Source organism: Serratia sp. AS12, assembly GCF_000214195.1.
GTDB lineage: Bacteria > Pseudomonadota > Gammaproteobacteria > Enterobacterales > Enterobacteriaceae > Serratia > Serratia plymuthica.
The window spans coordinates 1,038,339-1,063,160 of record NC_015566.1 but is presented as its reverse complement, the minus strand read 5'-3'; the positions used below and the strand labels follow the sequence as shown (position 1 = coordinate 1,063,160).

Annotated in this window: 27 protein-coding genes; 8 read left to right on the top strand and 19 right to left on the bottom strand. The window is 58.7% G+C overall.

What is annotated here, in order from left to right; all coding sequences use genetic code 11:
- Positions 1 to 31 precede the first annotated feature (31 nt).
- Positions 32 to 1,399 carry an ethanolamine permease gene (gene eat / locus SERAS12_RS04930; RefSeq protein WP_013811711.1) on the top strand — a complete coding sequence of 456 codons (1,368 nt, stop codon included), beginning with the start codon at positions 32 to 34 and terminating at the stop codon, positions 1,397 to 1,399.
- Between the two features lie 266 nt (positions 1,400 to 1,665).
- Positions 1,666 to 2,508, top strand: coding sequence for a BglG family transcription antiterminator LicT (gene licT / locus SERAS12_RS04925; protein WP_013811710.1), 843 nt, complete (start codon positions 1,666 to 1,668; stop codon positions 2,506 to 2,508).
- A gap of 2 nt (positions 2,509 to 2,510) precedes the next feature.
- Here licT and SERAS12_RS04920 read toward each other — a convergent pair whose 3' ends face one another.
- From SERAS12_RS04920 to mak, 3 genes are all read right to left on the bottom strand, one after another.
- Positions 2,511 to 2,897, bottom strand: a complete 387-nt coding sequence (locus SERAS12_RS04920) for a type II toxin-antitoxin system VapC family toxin (protein WP_013811709.1) — start codon at positions 2,895 to 2,897, stop codon at positions 2,511 to 2,513.
- Positions 2,894 to 3,127 (bottom strand): type II toxin-antitoxin system Phd/YefM family antitoxin, encoded by a 234-nt coding sequence (locus tag SERAS12_RS04915; protein ID WP_013811708.1) that lies wholly within the window; start codon positions 3,125 to 3,127, stop codon positions 2,894 to 2,896. Before SERAS12_RS04915 ends, SERAS12_RS04920 begins: the two co-directional genes overlap by 4 nt.
- A gap of 101 nt (positions 3,128 to 3,228) precedes the next feature.
- Entirely contained in the window at positions 3,229 to 4,137 is a 909-nt protein-coding gene (gene mak, locus SERAS12_RS04910; RefSeq protein ID WP_013811707.1) for a fructokinase, read from the bottom strand.
- Positions 4,138 to 4,328: 191 nt separating this feature from the next.
- Between mak and SERAS12_RS04905 the strand changes: the two genes are divergently transcribed.
- A complete protein-coding gene (locus SERAS12_RS04905) occupies positions 4,329 to 5,069 on the top strand; it encodes a response regulator (RefSeq protein ID WP_013811706.1) in 741 nt (246 codons plus the stop codon).
- Here the strand turns inward: SERAS12_RS04905 and SERAS12_RS04900 are convergent.
- The 6 genes from SERAS12_RS04900 to SERAS12_RS04875 form a co-directional block, all read right to left on the bottom strand.
- A complete protein-coding gene (locus SERAS12_RS04900) occupies positions 5,044 to 6,057 on the bottom strand; it encodes a carbohydrate kinase family protein (protein ID WP_013811705.1) in 1,014 nt (337 codons plus the stop codon). The genes SERAS12_RS04905 and SERAS12_RS04900 overlap by 26 nt on opposite strands.
- Positions 6,057 to 6,917, bottom strand: a complete 861-nt coding sequence (locus SERAS12_RS04895; protein ID WP_013811704.1) for a ketose 1,6-bisphosphate aldolase — start codon at positions 6,915 to 6,917, stop codon at positions 6,057 to 6,059. Before SERAS12_RS04895 ends, SERAS12_RS04900 begins: the two co-directional genes overlap by 1 nt.
- Before the next feature lie 12 nt (positions 6,918 to 6,929).
- On the bottom strand, positions 6,930 to 7,616 hold the full coding sequence (locus tag SERAS12_RS04890; protein ID WP_013811703.1) for a D-lyxose/D-mannose family sugar isomerase: 687 nt from the start codon (positions 7,614 to 7,616) through the stop codon (positions 6,930 to 6,932).
- A 62-nt stretch (positions 7,617 to 7,678) separates the two neighbouring features.
- A complete protein-coding gene (locus SERAS12_RS04885; protein WP_013811702.1) occupies positions 7,679 to 8,623 on the bottom strand; it encodes an ABC transporter substrate-binding protein in 945 nt (314 codons plus the stop codon).
- A gap of 104 nt (positions 8,624 to 8,727) precedes the next feature.
- Positions 8,728 to 9,717, bottom strand: coding sequence for a ribose ABC transporter permease (locus SERAS12_RS04880; protein ID WP_013811701.1), 990 nt, complete (start codon positions 9,715 to 9,717; stop codon positions 8,728 to 8,730).
- Positions 9,718 to 9,745: 28 nt separating this feature from the next.
- Positions 9,746 to 11,266, bottom strand: a complete 1,521-nt coding sequence (locus SERAS12_RS04875) for a sugar ABC transporter ATP-binding protein (RefSeq protein ID WP_013811700.1) — start codon at positions 11,264 to 11,266, stop codon at positions 9,746 to 9,748.
- A gap of 141 nt (positions 11,267 to 11,407) precedes the next feature.
- Between SERAS12_RS04875 and SERAS12_RS04870 the strand changes: the two genes are divergently transcribed.
- Entirely contained in the window at positions 11,408 to 14,020 is a 2,613-nt protein-coding gene (locus SERAS12_RS04870; RefSeq protein WP_013811699.1) for an ATP-binding protein, read from the top strand.
- Positions 14,021 to 14,108: 88 nt separating this feature from the next.
- Complete coding sequence (gene rdgC / locus SERAS12_RS04865) at positions 14,109 to 15,020, top strand: recombination-associated protein RdgC (RefSeq protein ID WP_013811698.1); 912 nt, start codon at positions 14,109 to 14,111, stop codon at positions 15,018 to 15,020.
- Positions 15,021 to 15,212: 192 nt separating this feature from the next.
- On the opposite strand, the gene ppnP is transcribed toward rdgC, so the two are convergent.
- The 3 genes from ppnP to SERAS12_RS04850 all read right to left on the bottom strand — a co-directional run bounded on the left by ppnP (position 15,213) and on the right by SERAS12_RS04850 (position 16,470).
- The gene (gene ppnP / locus SERAS12_RS04860) at positions 15,213 to 15,500 is read right to left on the bottom strand and encodes a pyrimidine/purine nucleoside phosphorylase (RefSeq protein WP_004949189.1); all 288 of its coding nucleotides are present in this window, start codon (positions 15,498 to 15,500) and stop codon (positions 15,213 to 15,215) included.
- A gap of 317 nt (positions 15,501 to 15,817) precedes the next feature.
- Positions 15,818 to 16,018 carry a YaiA family protein gene (locus SERAS12_RS04855; protein WP_013811697.1) on the bottom strand — a complete coding sequence of 67 codons (201 nt, stop codon included), beginning with the start codon at positions 16,016 to 16,018 and terminating at the stop codon, positions 15,818 to 15,820.
- A 47-nt stretch (positions 16,019 to 16,065) separates the two neighbouring features.
- The gene (locus SERAS12_RS04850) at positions 16,066 to 16,470 is read right to left on the bottom strand and encodes a nuclear transport factor 2 family protein (RefSeq protein WP_013811696.1); all 405 of its coding nucleotides are present in this window, start codon (positions 16,468 to 16,470) and stop codon (positions 16,066 to 16,068) included.
- A gap of 98 nt (positions 16,471 to 16,568) precedes the next feature.
- Between SERAS12_RS04850 and SERAS12_RS04845 the strand changes: the two genes are divergently transcribed.
- Positions 16,569 to 17,330, top strand: a complete 762-nt coding sequence (locus tag SERAS12_RS04845) for an AraC family transcriptional regulator (protein ID WP_013811695.1) — start codon at positions 16,569 to 16,571, stop codon at positions 17,328 to 17,330.
- Here SERAS12_RS04845 and SERAS12_RS04840 read toward each other — a convergent pair.
- The 5 genes from SERAS12_RS04840 to SERAS12_RS04820 all read right to left on the bottom strand — a co-directional run bounded on the left by SERAS12_RS04840 (position 17,287) and on the right by SERAS12_RS04820 (position 21,540).
- Positions 17,287 to 17,874 (bottom strand): TetR/AcrR family transcriptional regulator, encoded by a 588-nt coding sequence (locus SERAS12_RS04840; protein ID WP_013811694.1) that lies wholly within the window; start codon positions 17,872 to 17,874, stop codon positions 17,287 to 17,289. The two genes, SERAS12_RS04845 and SERAS12_RS04840, sit on opposite strands and share 44 nt — an antisense overlap.
- An 81-nt stretch (positions 17,875 to 17,955) precedes the next feature.
- Complete coding sequence (locus tag SERAS12_RS04835; protein ID WP_013811693.1) at positions 17,956 to 19,002, bottom strand: aldo/keto reductase; 1,047 nt, start codon at positions 19,000 to 19,002, stop codon at positions 17,956 to 17,958.
- A 179-nt stretch (positions 19,003 to 19,181) separates the two neighbouring features.
- Positions 19,182 to 19,706, bottom strand: a complete 525-nt coding sequence (aroL, locus tag SERAS12_RS04830; RefSeq protein ID WP_004949177.1) for a shikimate kinase AroL — start codon at positions 19,704 to 19,706, stop codon at positions 19,182 to 19,184.
- A gap of 117 nt (positions 19,707 to 19,823) precedes the next feature.
- The gene (locus SERAS12_RS04825) at positions 19,824 to 20,342 is read right to left on the bottom strand and encodes a GNAT family N-acetyltransferase (protein ID WP_013811692.1); all 519 of its coding nucleotides are present in this window, start codon (positions 20,340 to 20,342) and stop codon (positions 19,824 to 19,826) included.
- An 82-nt stretch (positions 20,343 to 20,424) separates the two neighbouring features.
- A complete protein-coding gene (locus tag SERAS12_RS04820; RefSeq protein ID WP_013811691.1) occupies positions 20,425 to 21,540 on the bottom strand; it encodes an ABC transporter substrate-binding protein in 1,116 nt (371 codons plus the stop codon).
- A 212-nt stretch (positions 21,541 to 21,752) separates the two neighbouring features.
- Here SERAS12_RS04820 and SERAS12_RS04815 point away from each other — a divergent pair, with 212 nt between their 5' ends.
- A complete protein-coding gene (locus tag SERAS12_RS04815; protein ID WP_013811690.1) occupies positions 21,753 to 22,214 on the top strand; it encodes a GNAT family N-acetyltransferase in 462 nt (153 codons plus the stop codon).
- Here SERAS12_RS04815 and SERAS12_RS04810 read toward each other — a convergent pair whose 3' ends face one another.
- Both SERAS12_RS04810 and SERAS12_RS04805 read right to left on the bottom strand, forming a co-directional pair.
- Positions 22,215 to 22,772 (bottom strand): class I SAM-dependent methyltransferase, encoded by a 558-nt coding sequence (locus SERAS12_RS04810; protein WP_013811689.1) that lies wholly within the window; start codon positions 22,770 to 22,772, stop codon positions 22,215 to 22,217.
- Positions 22,773 to 23,018: 246 nt separating this feature from the next.
- Positions 23,019 to 23,303 (bottom strand): DUF1471 domain-containing protein, encoded by a 285-nt coding sequence (locus SERAS12_RS04805; protein WP_013811688.1) that lies wholly within the window; start codon positions 23,301 to 23,303, stop codon positions 23,019 to 23,021.
- Between the two features lie 310 nt (positions 23,304 to 23,613).
- On the opposite strand from SERAS12_RS04805, the gene SERAS12_RS04800 reads away from it, so the two are divergent.
- Positions 23,614 to 24,795: a low temperature requirement protein A gene (locus SERAS12_RS04800; protein WP_013811687.1), complete on the top strand. Its 1,182-nt coding sequence runs from the start codon at positions 23,614 to 23,616 to the stop codon at positions 24,793 to 24,795.
- The last annotated feature ends 27 nt before the right edge of the window (positions 24,796 to 24,822 follow it).

The following is a 24,822-nucleotide window of genomic DNA, read 5'->3' as shown; positions in this document are numbered from 1 at the left end:
CGCAGGCGGTTTTTTCGATCGGGAGAGCAACATGACAATGCAACTTAAACCTACCCTGGGCACCCTGCATCTTTGGGGCATTGCCGTCGGGCTGGTGATTTCCGGGGAATATTTTGGCTGGAGCTACGGCTGGGGCGTTGCGGGGACGCTCGGTTTCCTGATCACCACCCTGATGGTGGCGACCATGTACGGCTGTTTTATCTTCAGCTTTACCGAGTTGACCACCGCAATCCCTCACGCAGGCGGGCCTTTCGCCTATAGCCGCCGCGCCTTTGGCGAAACCGGCGGCCTGATCGCCGGGCTGGCGACACTGGTTGAATTCGTGTTCGCACCGCCGGCGATTGCCATGGCGATCGGCGCTTACCTCAACGTGCAATACCCGGCGCTCAACCCCAAGTGGGCGGCGGTGGGCGCCTACGCCATTTTTATGACGCTGAATATCCTCGGCGTTAAGCTGGCGGCGCTGTTCGAACTTTGCGTCACCGTGCTGGCGGTCTTTGAACTGCTGGTGTTTATGGGCGTAGTGGCGCCGGGCTTTAGCTTCAGCAACTTCGTGCTCAATGGCTGGGCTGGCAGCGATCATTTCGGCAGCGCGGCGCTGTCCGGCATCTTCGCCGCCATTCCGTTCGCCATCTGGTTTTTCCTGGCCATCGAGGGCGCGGCAATGGCGGCGGAAGAGGCCAAGGATCCGAAACGCACCATTCCGCGTGCCTACATTTCCGGCATTCTGACGCTGGTGGTATTGGCGCTGGGCGTGATGCTGCTGGCGGGCGGCGCAGGCGACTGGAGCAAATTGTCGAACATCAACGATCCATTGCCGCAGGCGATGAAAATGGTGGTAGGCGAAAACTCCGGCTGGATGCACATGCTGGTGTGGATTGGCCTGTTTGGATTGGTGGCCAGCTTCCACGGCATTATTCTCGGCTATTCACGCCAGTTCTTCGCGCTGGCGCGCGCCGGTTACCTGCCGACCTCGCTGGCGAAGCTGTCGCGCTTCCAGACGCCGCATCGGGCGATCCTGGCCGGCGGCGTGATCGGCATCGCCGCGATCTTCAGCGACGGCTGGATCAACCTGCAGGGCATGAGCCTCACCGCCGCCATGATCACCATGGCCGTATTCGGTGCCATCGTGATGTACCTGATGAGCATGCTCAGCCTGTTCAAACTGCGCCGTATTGCGCCGGACTTGGAGCGCAGCTTCCTGGCGCCGGGTTATCCGCTGGTACCGGCCATCGCGCTGGTGCTGGCGCTGGTGTGCCTGATCGCCATGCTGTGGTTTAACCCGGTGATCGGCGGGGTGTTTATCGCCCTGATGGCCTGCGGTTATCTCTATTTCCTGCTGACCAAAACCCAGCGCCGAAATGCTCCGCAGGACCTGATGCTGTCCGGCAGCGACTAAGAAATGTGACCACAGCAGCACTCCCTGGCGAAAAGCGTTGAGCCGCCGCTGACAAGGGTTATGATGCTGCTGATAACAGGATTGCTACTGTATACCTAAGGATTTTCAAGCTGCAGTCTTGCCCGACTCATTCGGGCGCAATATGCAGCGTCTCTGGCATGCCGGGGAGAAGAGATATCCACATACAGGCAAAACCTGACGCAGGGGATCGCTCCCGTGCGTCAGGTTTTTTCGTTTTCAGCGCGCTGAAACAGCAGGGAACAACCATGAAAATCGCAAAAATACTTAATAATAACGCGGTGATTACCTTGGACGACCGTCAGGAAGAAACGGTGGTGATGGGTCGCGGCGTCGGGTTTAAAAAGAAGGCCGGCGATCTGCTGGACGAAAACCTGATCGAAAAGATCTTCACCCCCAACGGCGGCGAGATGGGCGAACGCTACAAAGAGCTGCTGGCAGAAATTCCACTGGCCTGCGTGACCACCGCCGACAAAATCATCACCCTTGCCCGCCAGCGCCTGCCGGGCAAGTTGCACAACATCGTCTATATCACGCTAACTGACCATATTCACTTTGCACTGCAGCGCCACGACCAAGGGCTGGACATCAAAAATGTGCTGCTGTGGGAAATCAAAAAGCTTTATCCGGCCGAATTTGCCGTCGGGCTGGAAGCGCTGGACCTTATCACCCAGCGGCTGGGCACCGCCCTGCCGGAGGACGAAGCCGGGTTTATCGCCCTGCACCTGGTCAACGCCCAGTTGAACGACGAAATGCACAACACCCTGCACATCACCCGCGTGATGCAGGAGATCCTTAACATCGTCAAATACCATTTCCGCTTTGATTACAACGAAGAAGCACTGAGTTACCACCGCTTTGTCACACACCTGAAATTCTTCGCTCAGCGCCTGCTGGGGAAAAACTACGTCGACAGCGACGATGATTCGCTCTACCAGGTGGTGAAAGAGAAATACCACGAGTCATTCGCCTGCGCCGGCAAGATCAATCAGCACATCGAAAAACATTACCAGCACCAGCTAACCGGCGAAGAGATGATGTTTTTGACCATTCATATCGAACGGGTGCGCAGTGAGAGCGAGGTGAAATAGAATCAGCGCCGGGCGTCGAACACCCGAATGCCATACTGCGGGAAAACGCCGTCGGCGGTGATCAGCGTCAGCCCTTCGGCCTGCGACTGGGCGATCAGCATGCGATCGAAAGGATCGCCGTGGTGTTGCGGTAACTGCCCCGCCTGCTGGCTATGAAAAGCGACTATCGGCAACGACAGAAAATCCTCAGCCTCAATGATGTCAAAAATGTCCTCTGGCACCGGCAGCTTGCCCAACGCCTGCTTGATCGAGATTTCCCATACGCTCGCCGCGCTGACATAAACCAGATTATTGGGATCGGCGATCAGATTGCGGGTCAGCGGCCCCAGGCTGGCATTGTCCACCAGCCACCACAGCAGCGCGTGGGTATCCAGCAGCAAGCGCCTCATTTTTCTCCCTCAAACAATGCGGTGATGTCCGCATCGCCGGCATTAATATCCTCCGGTACGGTAAATTTACCTTTGGCCGCGCCGGGTTTGCGCGCTTCACCTTTAATCGCCATCAACTGAACGTAAGGCTTCCCTGCTTTCGCTATGATCACTGTCTCTCCCTCTGCGGCTTTATCCGCCAACTGGCTCAGGTTCGATTTTGCTTCGTGCATATTGGCCTGAATAGGCATGAGCGTCTCCTTAGCTAAGTTAGCTAAAGCATAGAGGGGCGTCCAGTTTTTGTACAGCGAATTGATTAAAGCGCGAACAGGCTCGCGCTTTTTTGCAACGGTTACCTCTGCGGCCACAGCCAGGCTGCGCCGCGCACGCCGCTGGAATCGCCGTGGACCGCTTTGCGAATTGGCGTTTCGCACTCACCGCCGAATACCCAGGATTTCACCAGTTGCGGCACATGCTGATACAAGCGGTCCACATTGCTCATGCCACCGCCCAGCACCACCACGTCCGGATCGAATATATTGATCACATGCGCCAGCGATTTCGCCAGCCGCAGTTCATAGCGGCCGATGGCCCGCTCCGCCAGGGCATCACCTTGCGCCGCCAGCGTCATGATCTCATGGCCTTTTAGCGGATTGCCGCTCAGGCGCGCATAGTCGGTTGCAAAACCGGTGCCCGAGATAAAGGTCTCGATGCAGCCCTGTTTGCCGCAGTAACAAGGTACCTCGGTGCGAAAACGCAGCTCGTCGTCATCCATCCAGGGCAAGGGATTATGCCCCCATTCGCCGGCAATGCCGTTGCCGCCGGAATGCGCCTGCCCGTTAATCGCCACGCCCGCGCCGCAGCCGGTACCGATAATCACCGCAAACACGGTTTTCTGACCGGCCGCCGCGCCATCGGTAGCTTCCGAGACCGCCAAACAGTTGGCGTCGTTGGCGATGCGCACTTCACGCGCCAACATCGTCGACAAGTCCTTATCCATGGGCTGGCCGTTGAGCCAGACCGAGTTGGCGTTTTTCACCAGCCCGGTATAGGGCGACAGCGTGCCGGGAATGCCGACGCCGACAGAGCCTTGCTGCCCGGTATTTTCTTCCGCCAGCTTCACCAGGCCGCTGATTGCATCCAGCGTTTGCTGATAGTCATGACGCGGCGTCGCGATACGATGGCGGAACAGCTCATGCCCATCGTTGGCCAGCGCGATCACTTCAATTTTGGTGCCACCCAGATCGATACCAATGCGCACGATTTTTTCTCCTCAATGCACAACAACATTGCTACAGACTACTGTAACCGGCATACAGGATCATCCCCTTGCCGCCGAATGTGACGGCGACGGCAATTTCCGCATCAGACCCATACCGGCTGCCGCTTATTAATTAGCCATCAGGTACACTGTTTTTAAACAGTTCCACATAATAAATCCGGAGAGCAGCGATGAAACCTGCCGTACTGATCGTCGATGACGACCCCGCTATCTGTGACGTGCTCTGCGACGTGCTCAATGAACACGTATTTACCGTTCATGCCTGCCACCGGGGTAGCGAAGCGCTTGCCTTACTCAACCAGCAGCCGGACATCGCTCTGGTGCTGCTCGATCTGATCCTGCCGGATACCAACGGCCTGCTGGTGCTGCAACAGATCCACCGCCTGCGCCCGGATTTGCCGGTGGTGATGCTGACCGGCCTCGGTTCCGAGTCTGACGTGGTTGTCGGCCTGGAAATGGGCGCCGACGATTACATCGCCAAGCCCTTCAACCCACGCGTAGTCGTGGCCCGCGCCAAAGCGGTACTGCGGCGTACCGGCGCGTTGGCGCTGGAGCCGGTAGCGGTTGGCCAGGGCAAGTCCGAAGGCTGGCAGTTCAACGGCTGGTGTCTGGACGCCGCCCGCTGCACCTTGCACAATCCGCAGCGACAACCTGTCGATCTGACTCAGGGCGAATATGGCCTGCTGCTGGCGCTGGTGCAGCATGCGCGCAAAGTGCTGACCCGCGATCGCCTGCTGGAGTTGACCCACAGCGAAACGCTGGAGGTCTTCGATCGCACCATCGACGTGCTGATCATGCGGCTACGGCGCAAGATCGAGATCAATCCGCATCAACCCGAACTGATCCGCACCATTCGCGGGCTGGGTTATGTGTTCGCCGCCGACGTCAGCCAGCCGGTGGCTGCCGCCTGATATACGCCTGCAGTTCCGATAACGGCCGTGCGCCGTCGATAGCATTGGCGCACAGCAGATTGAAACGCGCGCAGGCATGGGCCAGTTGCAAGGTCTCCACCAAAGACCAGTCTTCATGACTGGCGTACAACACCCCGGCACAGAACGCATCCCCGGCGCCGACGCTGCCGACAATCTCGCCCTCGCTCAGGCGCCACGAGGGCTGCCAGTGCGCATCACCGCCGTTTTCCAGCCCGTACGCCCCTTCCGGGCAGTGGATCACCACCCGTCGCCGCACGCCGGCCTGCAACAGCTGTTGCGCGGCCTGCGCCATCAAATGCTGCTGTAAAGCGCCGTGGGCAGATCGCAGCGCCAGCCCGGTAAACTCCCCGGCCTCCAGCTCGTTGATCACCAGATAATCCAGCCAGCGCAGCGCCGGCAAGACCAGCGGCCGGTAGCGCGGATCGCCCTGCCGCGACACCAGATCCAGCGACGTCCGATAACCGCGCTGCTGCATCTGCGCCAGCAGCCGCGCGCTGCGGGTGCCGAACGCCTCATCCGGACGATCCAGGCTGTCGAGCAGCAGCAGATAACCGAGATGGAAAATTTTGTGTTCGCTGTGTAGCCCATCAAACGCGTCCAGGTCCAACAGCCGGTTGGCGCCCGGCGCATGGAAGAAGGTTCGCTGCCCACCCGGTTCGGTCATCACCTGCGACATGGAGGTCATCGCCCCTTCGCAGCGTTGCACCCAGCGGCCGTCAACCCGGTACTGCGCCAGCATCTGCATGATGTAATCGCCGTCCGCGTCGCAGCCGATCAGCCCGATCGCCGCCAGCGGCAGCCCGGTTTCCATCCGCGCCAGCGTCAGCAGTACGTTAAGCGGCGCACCGCCGGTGGCGCGTTGGCTGCGTTCAATCTCCACCAACCAGCCCGGCTGCGGCCAGTGAGCGATGTGATGTACGTGATCCACCAGCATATTGCCGGCCGAGACAATGCCGCGCCGGGTCATTACAACCGCCCGGCGCTGCCGAAAATATGCATCTGTTGCTGCACCACTTCGCTAATCGACTGCTCTACCGCCAACAGCACCTCGGCGAACTCATCGTAAATTGCGTGGCGCTGCGTCATCCGGTGCTCAATCGCGCCCAGCGCCGCCTGAGACATGCCGGTGTAGAAATTGATCTTGTGAATGCCCAAGCCAATCGCCCGCTTGAAGTCGGCATCGCTGATACCGGAACCGCCGTGCAATACCAGCGGAATGCCGGCCTGCTGCTGGATCGCCGCCAACCGGTCGAAATCGAGCTTCGGCTCGCCCTTGTATTTACCGTGCGCATTGCCAATCGCCACCGCCAGCGCATCGATGCCGGTCAACCCGACAAACTCGCGCGCCCGCTGCGGATCGGTGAATTTATTGCTGTCGGCCTCACCGTACAGCGCGCCGCCTTCGTCGCCGCCGACCGCACCCAGCTCAGCCTCGACCGAAACCCCAGCCGCATGGCACATGCGCACCACTTCCTGCGTCTGGCGCACGTTCTCTTCATAGCTCAGGCCGGAGCCGTCGAACATCACCGAACTGAACCCCAGGCGCAGCGCCTGCACCACCGCCTCGAAATGCAAACCGTGATCCAGATTCAGCACCACCGGAATAGCGTGCTGCGCCGCTTCGCTTTTAATCGCCGCCACCAGCGACTCCAGCGAAACGTACTTAAAGTGCACTTCGGCAATGTTGATAATAAACGGCGATCGCGCTGCCTCCGCGGCGGCAAACAGCGCACGCAGGAAGTGGCTATCGAGCACGTTGAACGCGCCAAGCGCATAGCCGTGCTGACGAGCGTGCGCCAACCCCTGCGCCAATGAAATCAGTGCCATAGCTGTTCTCCTTTAATCGATAAAGCGCGAATATTCGTTGCACAGCAGCCACTGCGGCGGCTGGTCTTCCGTTATTTGGCCGAAGCGGCTGAGCGGCGTCAGGAAACGGTTGTCATTGTCGTCATCGTTGACCGTCGAGACTTCGCCCACCAGCACGTCACCAAAGCCCTCCTCACCCCAAAAGCTGTGATAAATGCCCGGCGTCAGACAGATGCTTTCCCCCGGCGCCAGCCGCAGACGCGAACCGGCGGCATGGGTCTGCCGGCAACCGTCCAGGGTAACGGTCACCGCCCCCTCAGCCAGCCGTTCATCGGCATCGGCGTTGTGCAGTTCGACGATCAGATTGCCGCCGCCGCGGTTGATGATGTCCTCGCGTTTGCGCCAGTGGAAATGCATTGGCGTCACCTGCGCTTCGCGGCAGTGCATGACCTTTTCCGCATAACATTTGGCGTAGGGCTGGCCACCGGGTGAACCGTTGCGCAGCGTAAACAGCGTCAGGCCACTGTGCGCAAAGTCATCGCCGCCGAACGCGGTGACATCCCAACCGAGTTTCAGATCGAAGACCTCCTGCCACGGCTGGCGATCGCGCTGCCGCCAGGCCGACGGGCTAAAATGAGCGAAAGGCGGCAGATGGACGTCGAAGCGGGCAAAAAAGTGCTGGGTTTGCTGCAGGATCCGGTTCACGGCGGAACGGTTCATGGCACCTCCGGGCGTGGTTATGAATAAGGGGCCAGACTGAGCCGGCCCCTGTCGGCAGAAGGTTATTTCACCGTCCAGCCTTTGTAGCTGCCGATATTATTCTTATCGATCATGGTCACCGGGATCAGCACCGGGCCGGTTGGCGCGGGTTTGCCCTGCAGAATGTCGTAACCGATCTCGACCGCCTTGGCCGCCATCACCTGCGGATCCTGCGCCGGCGTCGCCACAAACAGCGATTTTCCACCGCGTTTGAGCGCCTCTTCACCGTCCGGCGAACCGTCTACGCCGACGATAAAGAACTCGCTGCGCTGCGCCTGCTTGGCCGCCAGATCGGCACCGATCGCCGTCGGATCGTTAATCGCGAATACGCCGTCGATCTTCGGATTGGCCGCCAGCAACGAGGTCATGATCTCCAGACCGCCTTCGCGGCTGCCCTTGGCGTTCTGGTTATAGGACAGAAGCTTGATATCCGGGTGTTTCTTCAGCTCGGTCATGCAGCCTTCCACCCGGTTTTGCACCGCAGAAACCGGCGGCCCGTTGATGATCACCACGTTGCCTTTCTCTTTCAGGCGATCGCTGATGTATTTACAGGCCATCGCACCCGCCTGGGTGTTATCCGAAGTGATGGTAGCGTCGGCGCCTTCGGCCGCCACGTCTACCGCCACCACCACGATGCCGGCGTCCTTGGCGCGTTTGACCGCCGGGCCGATGCCTTTGGAATCGGCGGCGTTAAGGATGATCATATCGACCTTGGCGGCGATGAAGTTGTCGATCTGCGCCACCTGCTGGCCAAGATCGTAACCGCTCGACACCAGTGTCACATTCACCTTGTCACCGGCCAGCTCACGCGCTTTCAACTCCGCGCCCTTGGTGATCTGCACAAAGAACGGGTTGGCCAGATCGCCCACCGTCACCCCGATCGATTTCAATTCTTTCGCCTGGACCACAGAGGCGCTGCCGAGCGCGGCGGTAACCAACAAAGCGGTAATCAATGGCTTGAAACGCATAGTGTTTTCCTCATAATTTTTGATATACGAAAAACCTGCCCTGTTGGGCCTCAACAAACCTGCCTGCCTCACTCTGCCTTCCCCTGTGGATTTCGACAGGAAAATCAGTGTTGATAATTACGGGTGCGGTACTTGTCGATCAGCACCGCTATGATGATCACCGCCCCTTTGATCACCAATTGCCAGAAATAAGAAACCCCCATCAGCGTCATGCCGTTGTTCAGGGTCGCGATAATCAGCGCCCCCACCAGCGTGCCGGTAATGGTGCCGATACCGCCGACGAAGCTGGTACCGCCGAGGATCACCGCGGCGATGGCATCCAGTTCATAACCCATACCCAGGTTGCCGTTGGCGCTGTAGAGCCGGGAGGCGCTCATCACCCCGCCCAGCCCGGACAGCAGGCCGCTCATGCCGTAGACGAACAGCAGCACCGCGCCCACCTTGATGCCGGTCAGACGTGCGGCCTGTATATTGCCGCCCACCGCGTAGATATGAACCCCGAGCGTGGTGCGACGCAGGATGAACCAGCACAGCGCGATCACCGCAAAGGCGATAATCACCAGCCAGGGAATCGGCCCCAGATAAGAATTGCCGATCCATTCAAAACTGATATTCGAGTTGATGATGGTGGTGCCGTCTGCCAGCAGATAAGCCGCGCCGCGCAGGGCGGTGTAGGTACCCAGCGTAACGATAAACGGCGGCAAACCGGCGTAGGCCACCAGAAATCCATTGAACAGCCCCATCCCCAACCCGGCCAGCAGCGCCAGCGGGATCGACAGCCCGGCCAGGCCAGGCATCAGGGAAACCGCCATCACCACCACCGCCGTGGTGCCCAGCATCGAACCGACCGAGAGATCGATGCCGCCGGTAAGAATGATGAAGGTCATGCCCGCGGCCAGCACGATGTTAATCGACGCCTGACGGGCGATATTCAGCAGGTTGGCATCGGTAAAGAAATTCGGCGCGACAAAGCCGAAAACCGCGACGATCAGGATCAGGATCGGCAGGATGCCGACGGTTTGCATCATATCGCCCAAGAACGCCCGTTTCAGCGTGGGATTTTTTGCGCCAGGCGGCAGCGGATTCGAAGTCATGGCAGGCTCCTTGAGCGTACGGATTGAATTATTCATGGTCGGCGATTTCCACGGCGGTTTCGACGCCGGTAGCCAGCGTCATGATGTTTTCCTGAGTAATGTCGCTGCCGCTCAGTTCACCGGCAATACTGCCTTCGTGCATGACGTATACCCGATCGCTCATGCCGACCACCTCAGGCAGTTCGCTGGAGATCATCAGGATCGCCACTCCCTGCTGCGCCATCTGGCTCATGATGCGGTAAATTTCACTCTTGGCGCCGACATCGACGCCGCGCGTGGGTTCATCGAGGATCAAAATGCGCGGGCCGATCGCTACCCAACGTGAAATCAGCAGCTTTTGCTGGTTGCCGCCGGACAAGCCACCGGCGCGGACCTGAGCATGCGGCACACGGATATTCAGCAAGCCGATAGCGTCGCTGGAAATGATCTGCGCCTTGCGGCGATTCAGCAGACCGTAGCGGCCATCACGCTCCAGCGTTGCCATAACGATATTTTCATGCGCCGCCAGATCGAGAAACAGACCCTGCTCCTTGCGGTTTTCGGTGAGAAAACCGATGCCCAGAGCGATGGCGTCGCGCGGTGAATGGATATTGGCCGTTTTGCCGTCAATCTCCACAGTGCCACCACTCGCCTTGCGCACACCGAAAATCAGCTGCGCCAGTTCAGAGCGCCCGGCGCCCACCAGCCCGGAAAGGCCGACAATCTCGCCGGCGCGCACCTGCAGGCTAATCGGCTTCACTTTTTTGCCGTCGGTCAGCCCGTGCAACGTCAGGCGCGGTTCGCCCACCGCAATCCCCTGTTCCTTATTGAACAGATCGCTCAGCGGGCGGCCCACCATCATGCGCACCAGCTCGCTGGCGGACAGCTTGTCGCGCGTCAGGCTACCGACGTACTGGCCGTCACGCAGCACGCTGACGCGATCCGACAGTTCGTACACTTCCGCCATGCGGTGGCTGATGTAAATGATCGCCATACCCTCATCGCGCAGGCGCTTGATCAGCTCGAACAGCCGATGCGTTTCACGCGAAGAGAGCGCCGCCGTAGGCTCGTCCATCACCAGAATGCGGCTGTTGCGATGCAACGCGCGGGCGATTTCCACCTGCTGCTGCTCGGCGATGGTTAATTTCATGACCCGATCGCCAGCGCTGAACTGCGCGCCCAGCCTGTCGATCACCTTCTGCGCTTCCAGCAACATCTGCTGGCGTTTCACCAGACCACCGCGCTGGATCTCGCTGCCCAGAAAAATGTTCTCCGCCACCGTCAGATTCGGTGCCAGATTCATTTCCTGGTAAATCAGCGTGATACCTGCCGCCAGGGCGTCTTTTGGCCCTTTGATGGCGAACGGCTGCCCATCGATAAAAATTTCCCCGCTGCTGGCGATATACGCGCCGGCCAATATTTTCATTAACGTGCTTTTACCCGCGCCGTTTTCACCCATCAGCGCGTGGATCTCACCGCGATATACCGTCAGGTCGACGCCTTTCAGCGCATAAAACTGACCAAAACTCTTGGCGATGTTGTGCATTTCCAAAATCGGGGTCACGCTCATCGTCATACCTCAGGCTGCGGTTCGGATTACATGCAGTTAACCACACATAAATAAATGCAAAATGTCAGCGCCCGTTCATGTTTGTCATATTGTTAATGGAACGGGGATTTATACTGCGAACAGTCAGTTACGGGAGATACGATGCGCAGACTGCCTTTCCTTGCCGGTGCGCGTGGGCGCCTGCTGATGTTCAACCTGCTGGTGGTGGCGGTGACGCTGATGGTCAGCGGCGTGGCGATCGTCGGCTTTAAGCATGCGGGCAAGCTGCAGGAACAGGTGCAGGCGCAAACGCTGAAAGAGATGAACGGCAGCATGGCGCTGAGCCGGGATACGTCGAACGTCGCCACCGCCGCCATCCGGCTTTCGCAGGTGGTTGGCGCGCTGGAGTACCAGAGCGAATCCGCCCGGTTGAAACAGACCCAGTTGGCGCTGCAGGCGTCCCTCAACCGATTGGCGGACGCCCCGCTGGCCCACAGCGAGCCGGCGCTGGTCAAACGTATCATCAGCCGCAGCAACGCCCTGGAAACCAGCGTCACCCGCATGCTGGAACTCGGTCACGCACGGCACCTGCAACGCAACATCCTGCTCAGCGGGCTGTACCAGACGCAGAGCACGCTGCGGCATATCTCCAGCCTGAGCCAACGCGATAATCTGGACCAGCCTTCGCAGCCGCTGCTCGGCCAGATCGACCGGCTGCTGGCAATCGCCATTCAGACCCCAACGCCCAAGGCGGCCGCACAGCAACTCGACAGCGTAATGGTCTACTGGCCGCAGCACAGCCCGGATGCGTTGGTGGACGAGAAAATGCGGCAGTTTCGCGCCAGCGAACAACGCCTGTTGCCCGAAACGCTGGAGCTGGAACAAAGCGACCTCGCCCTGGCCTATTATACCTATCACATCAAAGCGTTAGTCGCGATGCTCAACGACGACATCAACCTGTACGTGCAAAAGGTGGCGAACGAGTCGGAGCTGCGCACCCACCAGACGCACCGTGAGCTCAGCTCCATCAGCGTATTTATCGGCCTGTTCGCTCTGCTGGCGTTGGTGATTACCGGCTTCGCCGGGCTGTATATCTACCGCAACCTCGGTTCTAACTTGACGGCGATCGCCAACGCCATGACGCGGCTGGCGCGCGGCGAACGCGACGTCAGCGTGCCGGCGCTGCAACGCCGCGATGAATTGGGCGAACTGGCGCGGGCTTTCAACGTGTTTGCCCGCAATACCGCCTCGCTGGAACAAACCTCTCGCCTGTTGAAAGAAAAAAGCACCCAGTTGGAAACTACCTTTCTGGCGATGCGCGACGGCTTTGCACTGTTTGATAACGACGGACAACTGGTGGTATGGAACCCGCAATACCCGCTGCTGCTGGGACTGGACGAACACCAGTTGCACCGCGGCCAGCACTACCGCGAGTTACTGCAGCACGTAACGCCGCCACGGGGCCAGCGCTGGGAGGCGGTGCTGGCCAATCTGTCCAGCGAACTGCCGCAGCCGCAGGAACTGCGTCTGGATGACGGCCGCACCGTCGAACTGCGTTTCAGCCCGGTGCCCAACCGCGGGGTGGTGAACGTGGTGCTCGAACGCACCGAGCGCAAGGCGCTGGAAGAGGCGCTGCTGCACAGCCAGAAAATGAAGGCGGTCGGCCAACTTACCGGCGGCCTGGCGCACGATTTTAACAACCTGCTGGCGGTGATTATCGGCAGCCTGGAACTGACTACCGGGCAAACGCAGGACGCGCAAACCGCACAACGCATCGCCCGCGCACTGAAAGCTGCCGAACGCGGCGCGCAACTCACTCAGCGCCTGCTGGCGTTCTCACGCAAACAGGCGCTGCACCCGCAGGCCATCGCGCTGCGCACGCTGGTGGAAAACCTGCAGGAACTGCTGCGCCATTCGCTGCCCGCCACGCTGTCGCTGACCATTGAGGCGCAACAGCCCGGCTGGCCGGCGTGGATCGATGCCAATCAGTTGGAAAACGCGCTGATCAACCTGGTGGTCAACGCGCGAGATGCGATGGAAGGCCGCAGCGGGGTGGTGAAGATCCGCATTTATAACCAGCGGGTGGTGCGCAGCAGCGGCAAAAAACAGGACATGGTGGCACTGGAAGTGATCGACACCGGCTGCGGGATGTCGGAGGAGGTCAAGGCGCAGGTGTTCGAGCCCTTCTTCACCACCAAGGCGGTCGGTAGCGGCAGCGGGCTGGGCCTGTCGATGGTTTACGGTTTTGTCCGCCAATCCGGCGGGCGGGTACAGATTGAAACCGCGCCGGGCAAAGGCACGCTGGTGCGCCTGCAGTTGCCCCGTGCGCCCATGCAGGCGCTAACGGAAACGCCGCTGCTGCCGCTCGACGACAGTGACGGCACCGACAATCTGGTGCTGGTACTGGAAGATGAGAACGACGTGCGCCACACGCTGTGCGAACACCTGCACCAGCTCGGCTACCTGACGCTAGACAGCGCAGACAGCCAGGAAGCGCTGGCGCTGCTGCGCCAGACGCCGGATATCTCGCTGCTGATAAGTGACCTGATGCTACCGGGCGAACTGAACGGCGCGCAGGTGATTGAGCAGGCACGGGAGATCAATCCCCACCTCTGCGCTCTGCTGATCAGCGGCCAGGACATGCGCCGCCACTCTCAGGGAGATCTGACTGAGCCTGAGCTGCTGCGCAAGCCTTTCAGCCAGCGGCAACTGGCGCTGGCGCTGCAACGAGCGCGAAGAAGAAACGCGGCCGGCGACGCAATTCAGAGGGAATGAGGCGATTTTTCGCCTCTGATTCGTTATCATGCCGCCCTGCTTTTGATGAACAAGCGTGCCGACTGCACGCCCAGCCAGGGACAACATTATGCTGTGGTTTAAGAATTTGATGGTTTACCGTTTGAGCCGCGAAGTTGCGCTAAACGCGGATGAAATGGAAAAACAGCTCAGCGCTTTTGCTTTCACCCCTTGCGGCAGCCAGGACATGGCGAAAACCGGCTGGGTCTCCCCAATGGGTTCCCACAGCGACGCCTTGACGCACGCGGTTAACGGCCAGATCGTCATCTGCGCGCGCAAGGAAGAAAAAATCCTGCCTTCGCCGGTCATCAAGCAAGAGTTGCAGGCCAAGATTGAACGCCTGGAAGGCGAACAGCACCGCAAACTGAAAAAAACCGAGAAAGACGCGCTGAAAGATGAGGTGCTGCACAGCCTGCTGCCGCGTGCCTTCAGCCGTTTCAACCAGACCTTTATGTGGATCGACACCGTCAATGACCTGATCATGGTTGACGCCGCCAGCGCCAAACGCGCGGAAGATACCCTGGCGCTGCTGCGTAAAAGCCTGGGTTCGCTGCCGGTGGTGCCGCTGACCATGGAAAGCCCGATCGAGCTGACACTGACCGAGTGGGTGCGCTCCGGTGAGTTGCCGGCCGGTTTTATCATTCAGGACGAAGCGGAACTGAAGGCGATTCTGGAAGACGGTGGCGTGATCCGCTGCAAGAAGCAGAACCTGATCAGCGACGAAATTGCGGTGCATATCGAAGCCGGCAAGCTGGTGACCAAACTGGCGGTGGACTGGCAGGAACGCATTCAACTGGTGCTCGCGGACGACGGCTCGCTCAAGCGCCTGAAGTTTGCCGACACGCTGCGTGAGCAGAATGACGATATCGATCGTGAGGACTTCGCCCTGCGTTTTGACGCCGATTTTATCCTGATGACCAGCGAACTGGCGGCGTTAATCAAGAACACCATCGAAGCCCTGGGCGGCGAAGCCCAGCGTTAAACACACAAAGGCGCAAATCACTGCGCCTTGCTCTACATACGCCGCTTTTGCAAAACAAACAGCATACCCAAATTAATTGGAGTTGCAGCTAGGCGGCAAGCAGCGGCCCCAAAGGGGTGAGGCCCACGGATGGGCCGAATATACGCACACAGCTAACAACGCTGCAGCTTCAAGTAAGAAGGGTATGGATTACTAACTTAAATAACGGCACAGATAGGCGGTTGCATCAGCCACCTGCAGGTTGAACTCACTGTGAGCCGGTACGAAAAACTTCTCACCCGGCATAAACACCTGCCAGTCCGGCGAGCCCGGCAGCAACACTTTCAACGCGCCGGTAATCACGGTCATCTCTTCCGGCTGGGCGGTGCTGAAGGTGTACTCACCCTCTTCCATCACACCGACGCTGGCAAGGCCGATGCTGCTACTATCGAAACCGATAGACTTCACTTTTCCGGCAAAATACTCGTTCACTTTCAACATAGACTGGCACCCGCATAATCAACTTTATGAGAAATCCATATTGGGGGATTGCGCTTGATCTGTCACTGGTTTTTCACGCGAAATGCGATCGTGGCGCAGAGTAAAATTCTGCCCGGCGATCGGTCGTCAGCCTGCCGTTCTGAACCCGCAACAAAAACAGCGCCATACCACCGCCGGACAGTCAGCGTCATGGCATTTTATTCGCATTCGAATCAGATAATTAACTCAGCGACCGGCAAGATCAATGCGCACGAAGTGGCCTTAAGCAAAAGGCAAAAAAAGAAACCGGCATCGCGCCGGCTTCCGTAGGGTACAGGTTAATCTTCCAGCGCCGGATCCTCGTAGCGATGCTTGGCGTCGAGCGCTTCCTGCTCGGTCGAATGCTCACTGAGCAGCGTATTCGGCTCAATGTCGTCGGTGCGCACCTCAAAACGATGCATATGCAAGCTGGGGTCGCCCCGGTCAACTTCGACCACCCGAGCGGTTCTCGGATAGCCTGGTCGGTTATTTTCGCGCATGCTGTTCTCCCGTGTGAATCACACAGGGTTAAGTATAGCAGTCGAGTTTATGCCGACACGCGCGATCCCAGATCGCGATCGCCATGTTCGCCTTCCAGCAGCTGCGTCAGCTCATCGCAGGCACAGATCTTGCCGCCACGTACGGTGAAATGTGCCAGTACTTTGACCAGGCTGCGGCCACCGTCGCGCTTTTCCACCCGTACCTGATGATGCGTCAGTACCGCCTCCCCCTGTCCGGCGACGGCGATAATTTCCAGCGCCATGCTGTGGGTGAGCTGCTTCAACAGCGCCATATGCTGCATAAATTGCGCATAATCGAGTACTTTGCCGTCCACCTGCTGGCGGTAATCTTCGCTGAACAGTTCAGCTATCAGCGTCGGTTGGTGTTGCGAGCAGGTAACCACCCGCTGCAAGGCCTCGAGCACCACGGCTATTGAGGGATTTTCGTTCATAGAGGATCTCCAAAAATGGAATGACGCGGGGATCATAGCGAAGGCAGACGGTGGCATAATAACCGTACCTGGACTTTTTATACCGGTAATCGGCCAATATGATGATTCTGCGCAGCGAACGGCTTTTGCATGAGAAAAAACACCTCACGCCCTGGCACCACCATGCCGACGGGCAGATCTATCTGTTAACGCACGGCATGATGGCGCTGGAAACCGCAGGGAGACAATGGGCAATGACCGCAGGCAGTATCGGCTGGTTGCCGCCACACTGCGCACACCAGGCGTTGGCCTGCGGTAACGTGGCGGGCTGGATCCTGTATCTGGGGGAACAACGCGGTGCGGCGCTGCCGGAGCATCCCCGGCTGAGCGCCGCCTCACCGCTGATTCAGGCGCTGGTCGAGCGTATCGCGCAGTTTGCCGGGCAGCCACTGAGTACATCGCAACAACGGATGTTGCAGGTATTGCTGGATGAAATGCACGCTCAGGAAAGCCCCCCGCTGCAACTGCCGCTGCCGCAAGATACGCGGCTGCTGAAAATCGCCCGCGCGCTGCTGAACGAACCTGCCGGCGAGCGCACTCAACGTGAATGGGCCGACTGGGCCGGGTTGAGTGTCCGTACCCTGAGCCGCCGTTTTATCGGCGAAACGGGCGTGACTTTTTCGCGCTGGCGCCAGCAAGCCAGGGTGCTCCGCTCGCTGGAACCGCTGTCACGGGGAGAACCCGTCGGCCAGATTGCCGGTGACTGCGGTTACGACAATGTCAGTGCCTATATCGCCGCCTTCCGCGAGCGTTTCGGCACCACGCCGGGGCGGTATTTTACTCAACGTCCGCCGGTAACAGAGCCTGACGCGCCGCGTTGAGAAACTGTTCCGACAACGCGTCGTCGCGAGTCGCCCGCGCCAGCGTCAGTGCCCCCACCAGCATCGCCATCTGCGCCAAAGCCTGCTGGTGCCGCTGCTGTTCATCTTCCAAGGGCGACAGCGACTCCAGCCGCGCCAGCATCGATTTTGCGCCGCTCAGGTAGGCCTGGCGTACGGGTTTATCGGCCCCTTCCCGCGCCACGTCGGCGGCCAGCGCGGTGACCACGCAGCCCTCGGCGGGACAGTCACGGTGTTTCACATCCAGATAGCTGTCAACCAGGGTTTGCAAAGTGTGTTTGCCGGGCTGGCTGCTCAGCGCCTCCCAACGCTGGCCCGACTCCGCCGCCGCTCTGCGGCTGGCTATCGCCGCCAGCTCATCCTTGGAGGCAAAATGACCATAGAAACCGCCGTGGGTCAGCCCCACTGCCGCCATCAGATCGTTAACGCTGACGCCGTTCAGGCCACGTTCACGAAACAGTTGTGAAGACACCTGCTCAATCGCCTCGCGATTGCGTTCCATTTGTTGCTTTGATACCCGCGCCATGGTGTTTTCTCCTTATCAATCCGGCATCATCTTAGGCCATCCGCTGACCGCACTCAATGATGATGCCTTTCATCAAAAGACTCAGGCGCGCGGGGGGCGCGGTGCGGCAAAACGGTCGCTGTCACCGCCCTGCGCTCGCGCCAGCGTGTCGGCAATCTGCTGGTGAGGCGTGCCGGGCTCGATAGCGCTTACCCGATCAAGACGCGCCACGTGCTCTTCGCTCAGCGTCAGACTGAGCGCCGACAACGTATCGTCCAGTTGCGCTAACGTTCGCGGCCCCAGAATGGGGATCAGGCTGGTGCTGGAGTTCGCCGCCCGTTTGCGCAGCCAGGCGATGGCGACGTGAGTCGGTTGGACACCGTGCTCCTGCGCTATGGCCAGCACTTCATCCAGCAGTGCGGTATCTTTCTCGCGATGCACCAGGCGCCCCAGCTCGGTCAGCCGCCCGGCGTTGCTGTGGCGATATTTCCCGGTCAACAGACCGCCGCCCAGCGGCGACCACAGCGTAGCGGCCATCCCCAACGCTTCGGCCATCGGCAGCAGTTCGCGCTCGGCGGTACGTTCCACCAGGCTGTATTCCACCTGAATGCCGGCAATGCGCGCCCAGCCGCGTAACTCGGCCAGGGTATCCGCCCGGGCAATGCGCCAGGCCGGGAAGTTGGACAGCCCGGCATACTGGATCTTGCCGGCGCGAGTCAGATCGTCAAAGGCGCGTACGATCTCCTCAAGCGGGGTCAGATTGTCGGAGAAATGCGCCCACAGCAGGTCGATACGATCGGTTTTCAGGCGTTTCAGGCTGGCTTCCACCGAGGCGATCATGTTTTTACGGCTGTTGCCGGTGTGCGCAACACTTGCCTCCGGCGCAGCGCCCAGCGTGTACTTGGTGGCGACGACGAAGCGATCGCGCTCGGCAGCGATAAATTCCCCCACCAGCTGTTCCGACTGACCAAACTGATAGGCGTCAGCCGTGTCGATGAAGTTGCCGCCGGCGTCGACGTAGCGATCAAATACCTGCTTGGCCTCTTCTTTTTCCGAACCGTAGCCCCAGCCCGTGCCAAAGTTGCCGGTGCCCAGAGCCAGTTCGGCAACGCGCAGGCCGGTGTTGCGACCAAAGGTGGTGTATTTCATACAGATGCCTCGCAATAAGCTTGAGTTAAAACAGCATAAATGATGATTATCATTTATTTATATATGTCACTCGTAATTTATAAAGGCAAGCGCGATTTGTCGTCAGACCGGAAAAATCAGGGGAGAAAAACAGAGTATTGGGCACAACGCACTGTGCCCAAAGGAAAAATCGCGGTGGATTATTTTACCGTTTCGCGCTGCAGCGCCGAGAGGATTTGTTCGACCACCTGCTGCGGGCTACCGGTACCATCCATGACGAAATGCGCGGCCTCCTGATACAGCGCTTCGCGCGCCGCCAGCACTTCAAGCATCTCTTCGGCAATTGGGCGGCCGGTGAGCGTTGGGCGCTGCGCGTCCTGCGGATACTCTTCCAGCCGCTGCGCCAACACGTCCGCAGGCGAACGCAGGTAAATCACGGTGCCGTGCTGGCGCATGAAGCGACGATTCTCTTCCGCCAGGATCATGCCACCACCGGTGGCAACTACGGTTGACGGTTGCGTCACGGTTTGCAGCGCAATGCTTTCACGGCGGCGAAAGCCCAGCCAGCCTTCATGCGCGACCATTTCCGCCACGCTCATTTGCGTGGTCTGCTGCATAAACAGATCGGTATCGGTGAAGTGATAGCCCATTGTCTGCGCCAGTGCGCTGCCCACCGTGGTTTTACCGGCTCCGCGAGCGCCTACCATGAAAATGGTTTGTGTCATTACGGGTTGTCCCTTATACGGTGACTTGATTGCATTTGTACGCCTGAAGATCGGCGCGCAGATCGTGCGATGGCGTGGTTGCTTGCATCATACCGCCATCAGCCTGTATTTCAATATTTACGATAGTGTAAATTCCATTGCACAGCGGCTACCGGCAACAAATCCCTGCACCGCCTCTTCAGCAAGCCGTTGCCGCAGCGGCAAGCTGAGCCGTTCGACAGCAACTGGCTGGAATCCTAACCGCTGGTAGTAAGGCGCATTCCAGGGCACGTCGATAAAGGTGGTCAGCGTCAGGCGCTGCGCCCCCTGCGATTTTGCCAGCATGGCAACCTCGGCGATCAAACGCCGGCCAATACCGCGCCGCTGCCAGTCGGCGGCCACCGACAACTCGGCGATATGCCAATCCTGCCGTTGCGGCAATACGGCGATAAACCCGGCCACCTCACCCGGGGTGCTTTCAGCCAACCACTCCTGCTGTTGCTGAATAAAATCAGCATGCTGTTGACGGCTCATCACCGGGCCTTTGGCAAGAAAACGCCACGCCGGTTGCTGAAGAAACAGCTGCGCCGCCGAGCGTTCAATGGCGATCAGTTGGGGAATATCCTGCAGTTGCGCTAAACGAACAAGCGGGCTCATCGGGTTCTCCTTAACGACCGGGCGGCTATGTAACCCAAACGCAAGCCGCCAGGGGCTGTGCTCCCGGCAGCCACGTTTGGCGTTATTCGTTATTCAGTTGGCTCCAGTAGGTGCCTGAAAAAGGTAACGGCAAAAATTGCTGGTATAGCTGCTTAAAGGTCTGCTGCGGATTGATGTCTGCAAACAAATCCGGATAGAAAGCTTTGGCAAGCATCTCGACTGCCACGACGTGATACGGGCTGAGATAGAAATTGTGCCAAATGCTCCAGGCCTGGCGGTTCTTGATCGCTTTCAGGTTGGCGAGCATCGGCTGTTTTTGCATGATCATGCGGAAGCTTTCATCAGCCTCCTGCTGAGTAACCCGCGGCCCAAGGCGCAGATCGGAAAAACGCTTGCCCTCCGGCCCGGCCATGCCGGTAGCGATGTAGATATCAGGGTTGGCGGTCAGGATGGTTTCCGGATTTAACTCGCCGAAGACGCCCTTGATGCTGGCGTTGGCGATATTGTCGCCGCCGGCAAAGGCCACCAGATCGCCAAGATTGCCGTGCGCAGCGGTGGTACAGCAGGTTTCGCGCCGCCCGAGGTGCAGATGCAGCATCACCTTGGGTTTTGGCCCTTGGTAGCCGGCCAGCCGCTGCTGAATCACCGTCATATGCTGCTGATAGAAACTGATGAACTGCTCCGCCCGCTGCTGGCGATTGAGCACTTCGCCCAGCAGACGCACGCTCGGCACGGTATTGTTCAGCAGATCAACCCGTAAATCGACGTAGATAACCGCAATACCGGCCTTGTTCAGCGCCGTTAGCAGAAAATCGCTGTCGCCCTCTTCGCGCGCGTAACGGGCGAGGATCACCAGATCCGGCTTCAGTTGGATCAGGTTTTCAACGTTAACCTGGCGGAAATTACCCTTGCTGATGGAAGGGATCGCTTTGATCTGCGGGAATTTTTGCGTATAGAGCTGCCAGCTTTGCGCATCATAACGCGCCATGTCTTCCGGCCAGCCGACGACGCGCTGAGCAGGATTGCCCGGCTCCAGCAGCGCCAGGGTATACAGCATGCGACTTTCGCCCACCACGATGCGCTGCGGGTTATCCGGCACGTCGACCTGTCGGCCGGTAATGTCGGTGACCATTTTCGCCTGAACGCTAAAAACGCCGAACAACAGGGAAAGCAGCAGTAAAACGAAAAGGTTGCGCATGAATAGGCCGGGGGCAGCTAAAAGATGGGTGCATGATAATTACTCTCATTAACAGTTTCAATTGATAACGCGCGCAGGACAGGACAAATCCGCTGAATCACAGTGTTTCGGCGCTGATAAATGCAAAACCGCCGTAAATGTGATTTTCTACAGTGAAAATCGGCCGATAAATCGATAAAAATGGCGAGATGGGAAAAACCAGAGGAGCACAGATGAGCCAATGTATTGTTTCGCTAACGGAATGCCCGCAGTACAGCGATGTTTGCGCCGCATGGGCCTTTGGCCAATGGGGGTCTCAGCGCGGCGGCTCGCTGGAGCGCACACGCCAGCGTTTTGCCCTGTGCACCCAACCGAGTGAAGACTATGTCACCCTGTTGATACTCGACGGCGAACGCCCGCTGGGTATGGCCAGCCTGTGGCCGAGCGACGATCATCAGCGAAGGGATCTGTCTCCCTGGCTGGCAGGGGTTTTTGTTCATCCTGATCACCGGCGCCAGGGGATTGCGCAGCGTCTGGAAGCCGCTATCGTGCAGTTGGCTCGCCAACGTAACCACCCCGTCTTGCACCTGATCACCGACAAATCAGAGGCTTTGTATGCGGGCTGGGGTTGGCACACGATCGAGCGTCGGCAGCAATATGATGGCGAAGTGGTGGTGATGGAGAAAAAACTGTAGCTAGCGCGGCGTGCAGATATACACCAATGCCGGCGGGAAGTTACGCACCACCCGTACCCGCTTCCAATGAAAGTAGCGAGACAGCAGCTTTTCCGACAGGTGGCTGTACTGGAACAGGACCAGAGTGCCGCCCCGTGCCCGCAACCGCTGCTGGGCTTGCTGCAGAATACGGATGCTGACTTTAACCGGAATAGACAACAACGGCAGACAGGAGAACACCACGTCATAGTCGCGGGCCATCTTTTCTGCGGAACGGTCCATGACGTGCAGGCGGCGATCGTCAATCTTGCGCAGCTGATGCACAAAATTAGGCTGGATCTCAAACGCTTCGAGCGAGGCATCGGCGCGCATGCGCCCCAGTATGCGTTTGGTGAGTACCCCATCCGCAGCCCCCAGCTCGGCAATCGACAAGGCGCTTGTCCATTCGATCTGATTCAACATTGCCTGACACAGCCAAGGGGAAGAAGGCGCCAGAGTGCCAATGGTGCGCGGTGAAGCCATAAACTGCTGGAGATAGGAAAAGTGGTTCTTCAGTTGCAGCCGTGTCGCATTTAACATTGGGGCCTCCGTTGGGTTGAGTAGCCACCAATCTGCCCTCAATTTCTTAAGTATTCATTAACATGAATCCGAAAGCCATCGAAACAGTTGTAATAAAATGCGACCGACGGGTGCCAAAAACGCGAAACGGTTGCGGTAATAATCTTAGGGCAATCAAACGACAGAATTGCCGGTCAGATTATCTTCCGCAACCGTTTATTTTATCGGCCACCTGATGGCGGCCAGGGAATTATTTTCAGCCCATTTTTAACGGTAGATTTCTGCATTACCGCGCCAGTTGCTGGAATCTCCTGGGGTGTCCAGGGCAATAATACGGTAATGGCTTGCGCCATCCGCCGCAGCTTTTTCTTTCAGCGCATGAACCGCATCGCCTGGTGAACCGCTGATGCCGGAAACCGACACCACGCCGATGCTCTGCATGTTGCTTGCCTGCTCGCTGTCAATTTGTTTTACCGTTGACAGTGGCGCGGCGAAAGAAGAAAAAGTAGCGCTTGCGATCAGGACTGCTGCGATGCCAGGTAATAGTTTCATGATTAGCTCCAGATGTTTTTTGTTTATTTTCTCTATCAGTGGAGTTAATTATCCGCCTGGCTGTGCAAAGCGACGTCATTCAATGTAAAGAACATCAATCATTGTGAGGTAAATAAGGAGGAAGTGCGTACATCGATGTCTTGATAAGATAATTCTTCGGTTGCAGAGAAAACTTTACCCCTGCCCGACGGCAATTAAAAGCCCGATGCTCCCCGTAATATAAAAACCTTCATTTTTAAGAAATTTCCGCCCTCGGTTACCCCCTGAGCTACGCTGTTTTCTGAAGGTTATCATTTTAGAAGGACTCTCTATGTCGCAAACCTTACTGCGTGTGCGCGATGGTCGAGGCGCATCGGTTTCGTTCTCGGAACTGTTATTCGATCTGATCTACGTTTTTGCCGTTACTCAACTTTCCCACTACCTGCTGCACCATCTGACGCTGACCGGCGCGCTGGAAACCTTGTTACTGTGGTTTGCCGTCTGGCTGGCGTGGCAATACACCGCCTGGGTGACCAACTGGTTTAATCCTGATACCCGCCCCATTCGTATCCTGCTGTTCGCCATCATGCTGCTGGGGCTGTTCGCCGCCTCCGCGCTGCCGCAGGCGTTTGGCGAACGCGGGTTGATTTTTGCGCTGTTCTACGTGGCGATTCAGGTGGGTCGCTCCTGGGTGGTCCTGAATCTGCTGGAGGCCAATCACCCGCTGAAGAAAAACTTCCGCCGTATTCTGGGTTGGATGTGCATTTCAGCGGTGTTCTGGATCCTGGGCGGGCTGGCGCAAGGCAATAGCCGGCTGCTGCTGTGGGCGCTGGCGGTACTGTGCGAATATGTTTCACCGATGTTCGGCTTCCGCCTCCCGGTGCTGGGCCGCTCCAACAGCAGCAGTGAATGGACCATAGAGGGCCATCACCTGGCAGAGCGCTGCCAGCTGTTCGTGATCGTGGCGCTGGGGGAAACCATTCTGATTACCGGCTCTACCCTCAGTGAAATGGAAACCTGGACAGCACCGGCGCTGATCGCCTCGCTGGTGGCCTTTATCGGTAGTCTGGCAATGTGGTGGGTCTATTTCGATACCAGCAGCAAAACCGGAAGCCACGCCATCAGCCAGGCGGAAAATCCCGGCCAGTTGGGTGCCAACTTCCACTATGTGCACGTGGTGCTGGTCGGGGCAATTATCGTCTGCGCCGTCGCCAACGAACTGGTGATCGCCCATCCCGACGGCCCCATCAGCAACGTGACGGCGGTGGTATTGATCCTCGGCCCGGCCATTTACCTGCTCGCCAACGCCTTGTACAAACGGCTGGTGTATCGCCGCTTCCCGCTGTCGCATCTGGTGGGACTGATCGCGCTGGCCGTGCTGACGCCGATAGCTTACCTGACCGATTTGCTGATGGTGAACGGATTGACCACGCTGATTATGGTGGTAGTTGCGGTGTGGGAGAGCATCTCGCGGGGCAGAACGCCGCAGCAACAGAACGGCGCGGCAGCATAAGAAGACGGACAGGGGGCACGGTATGCC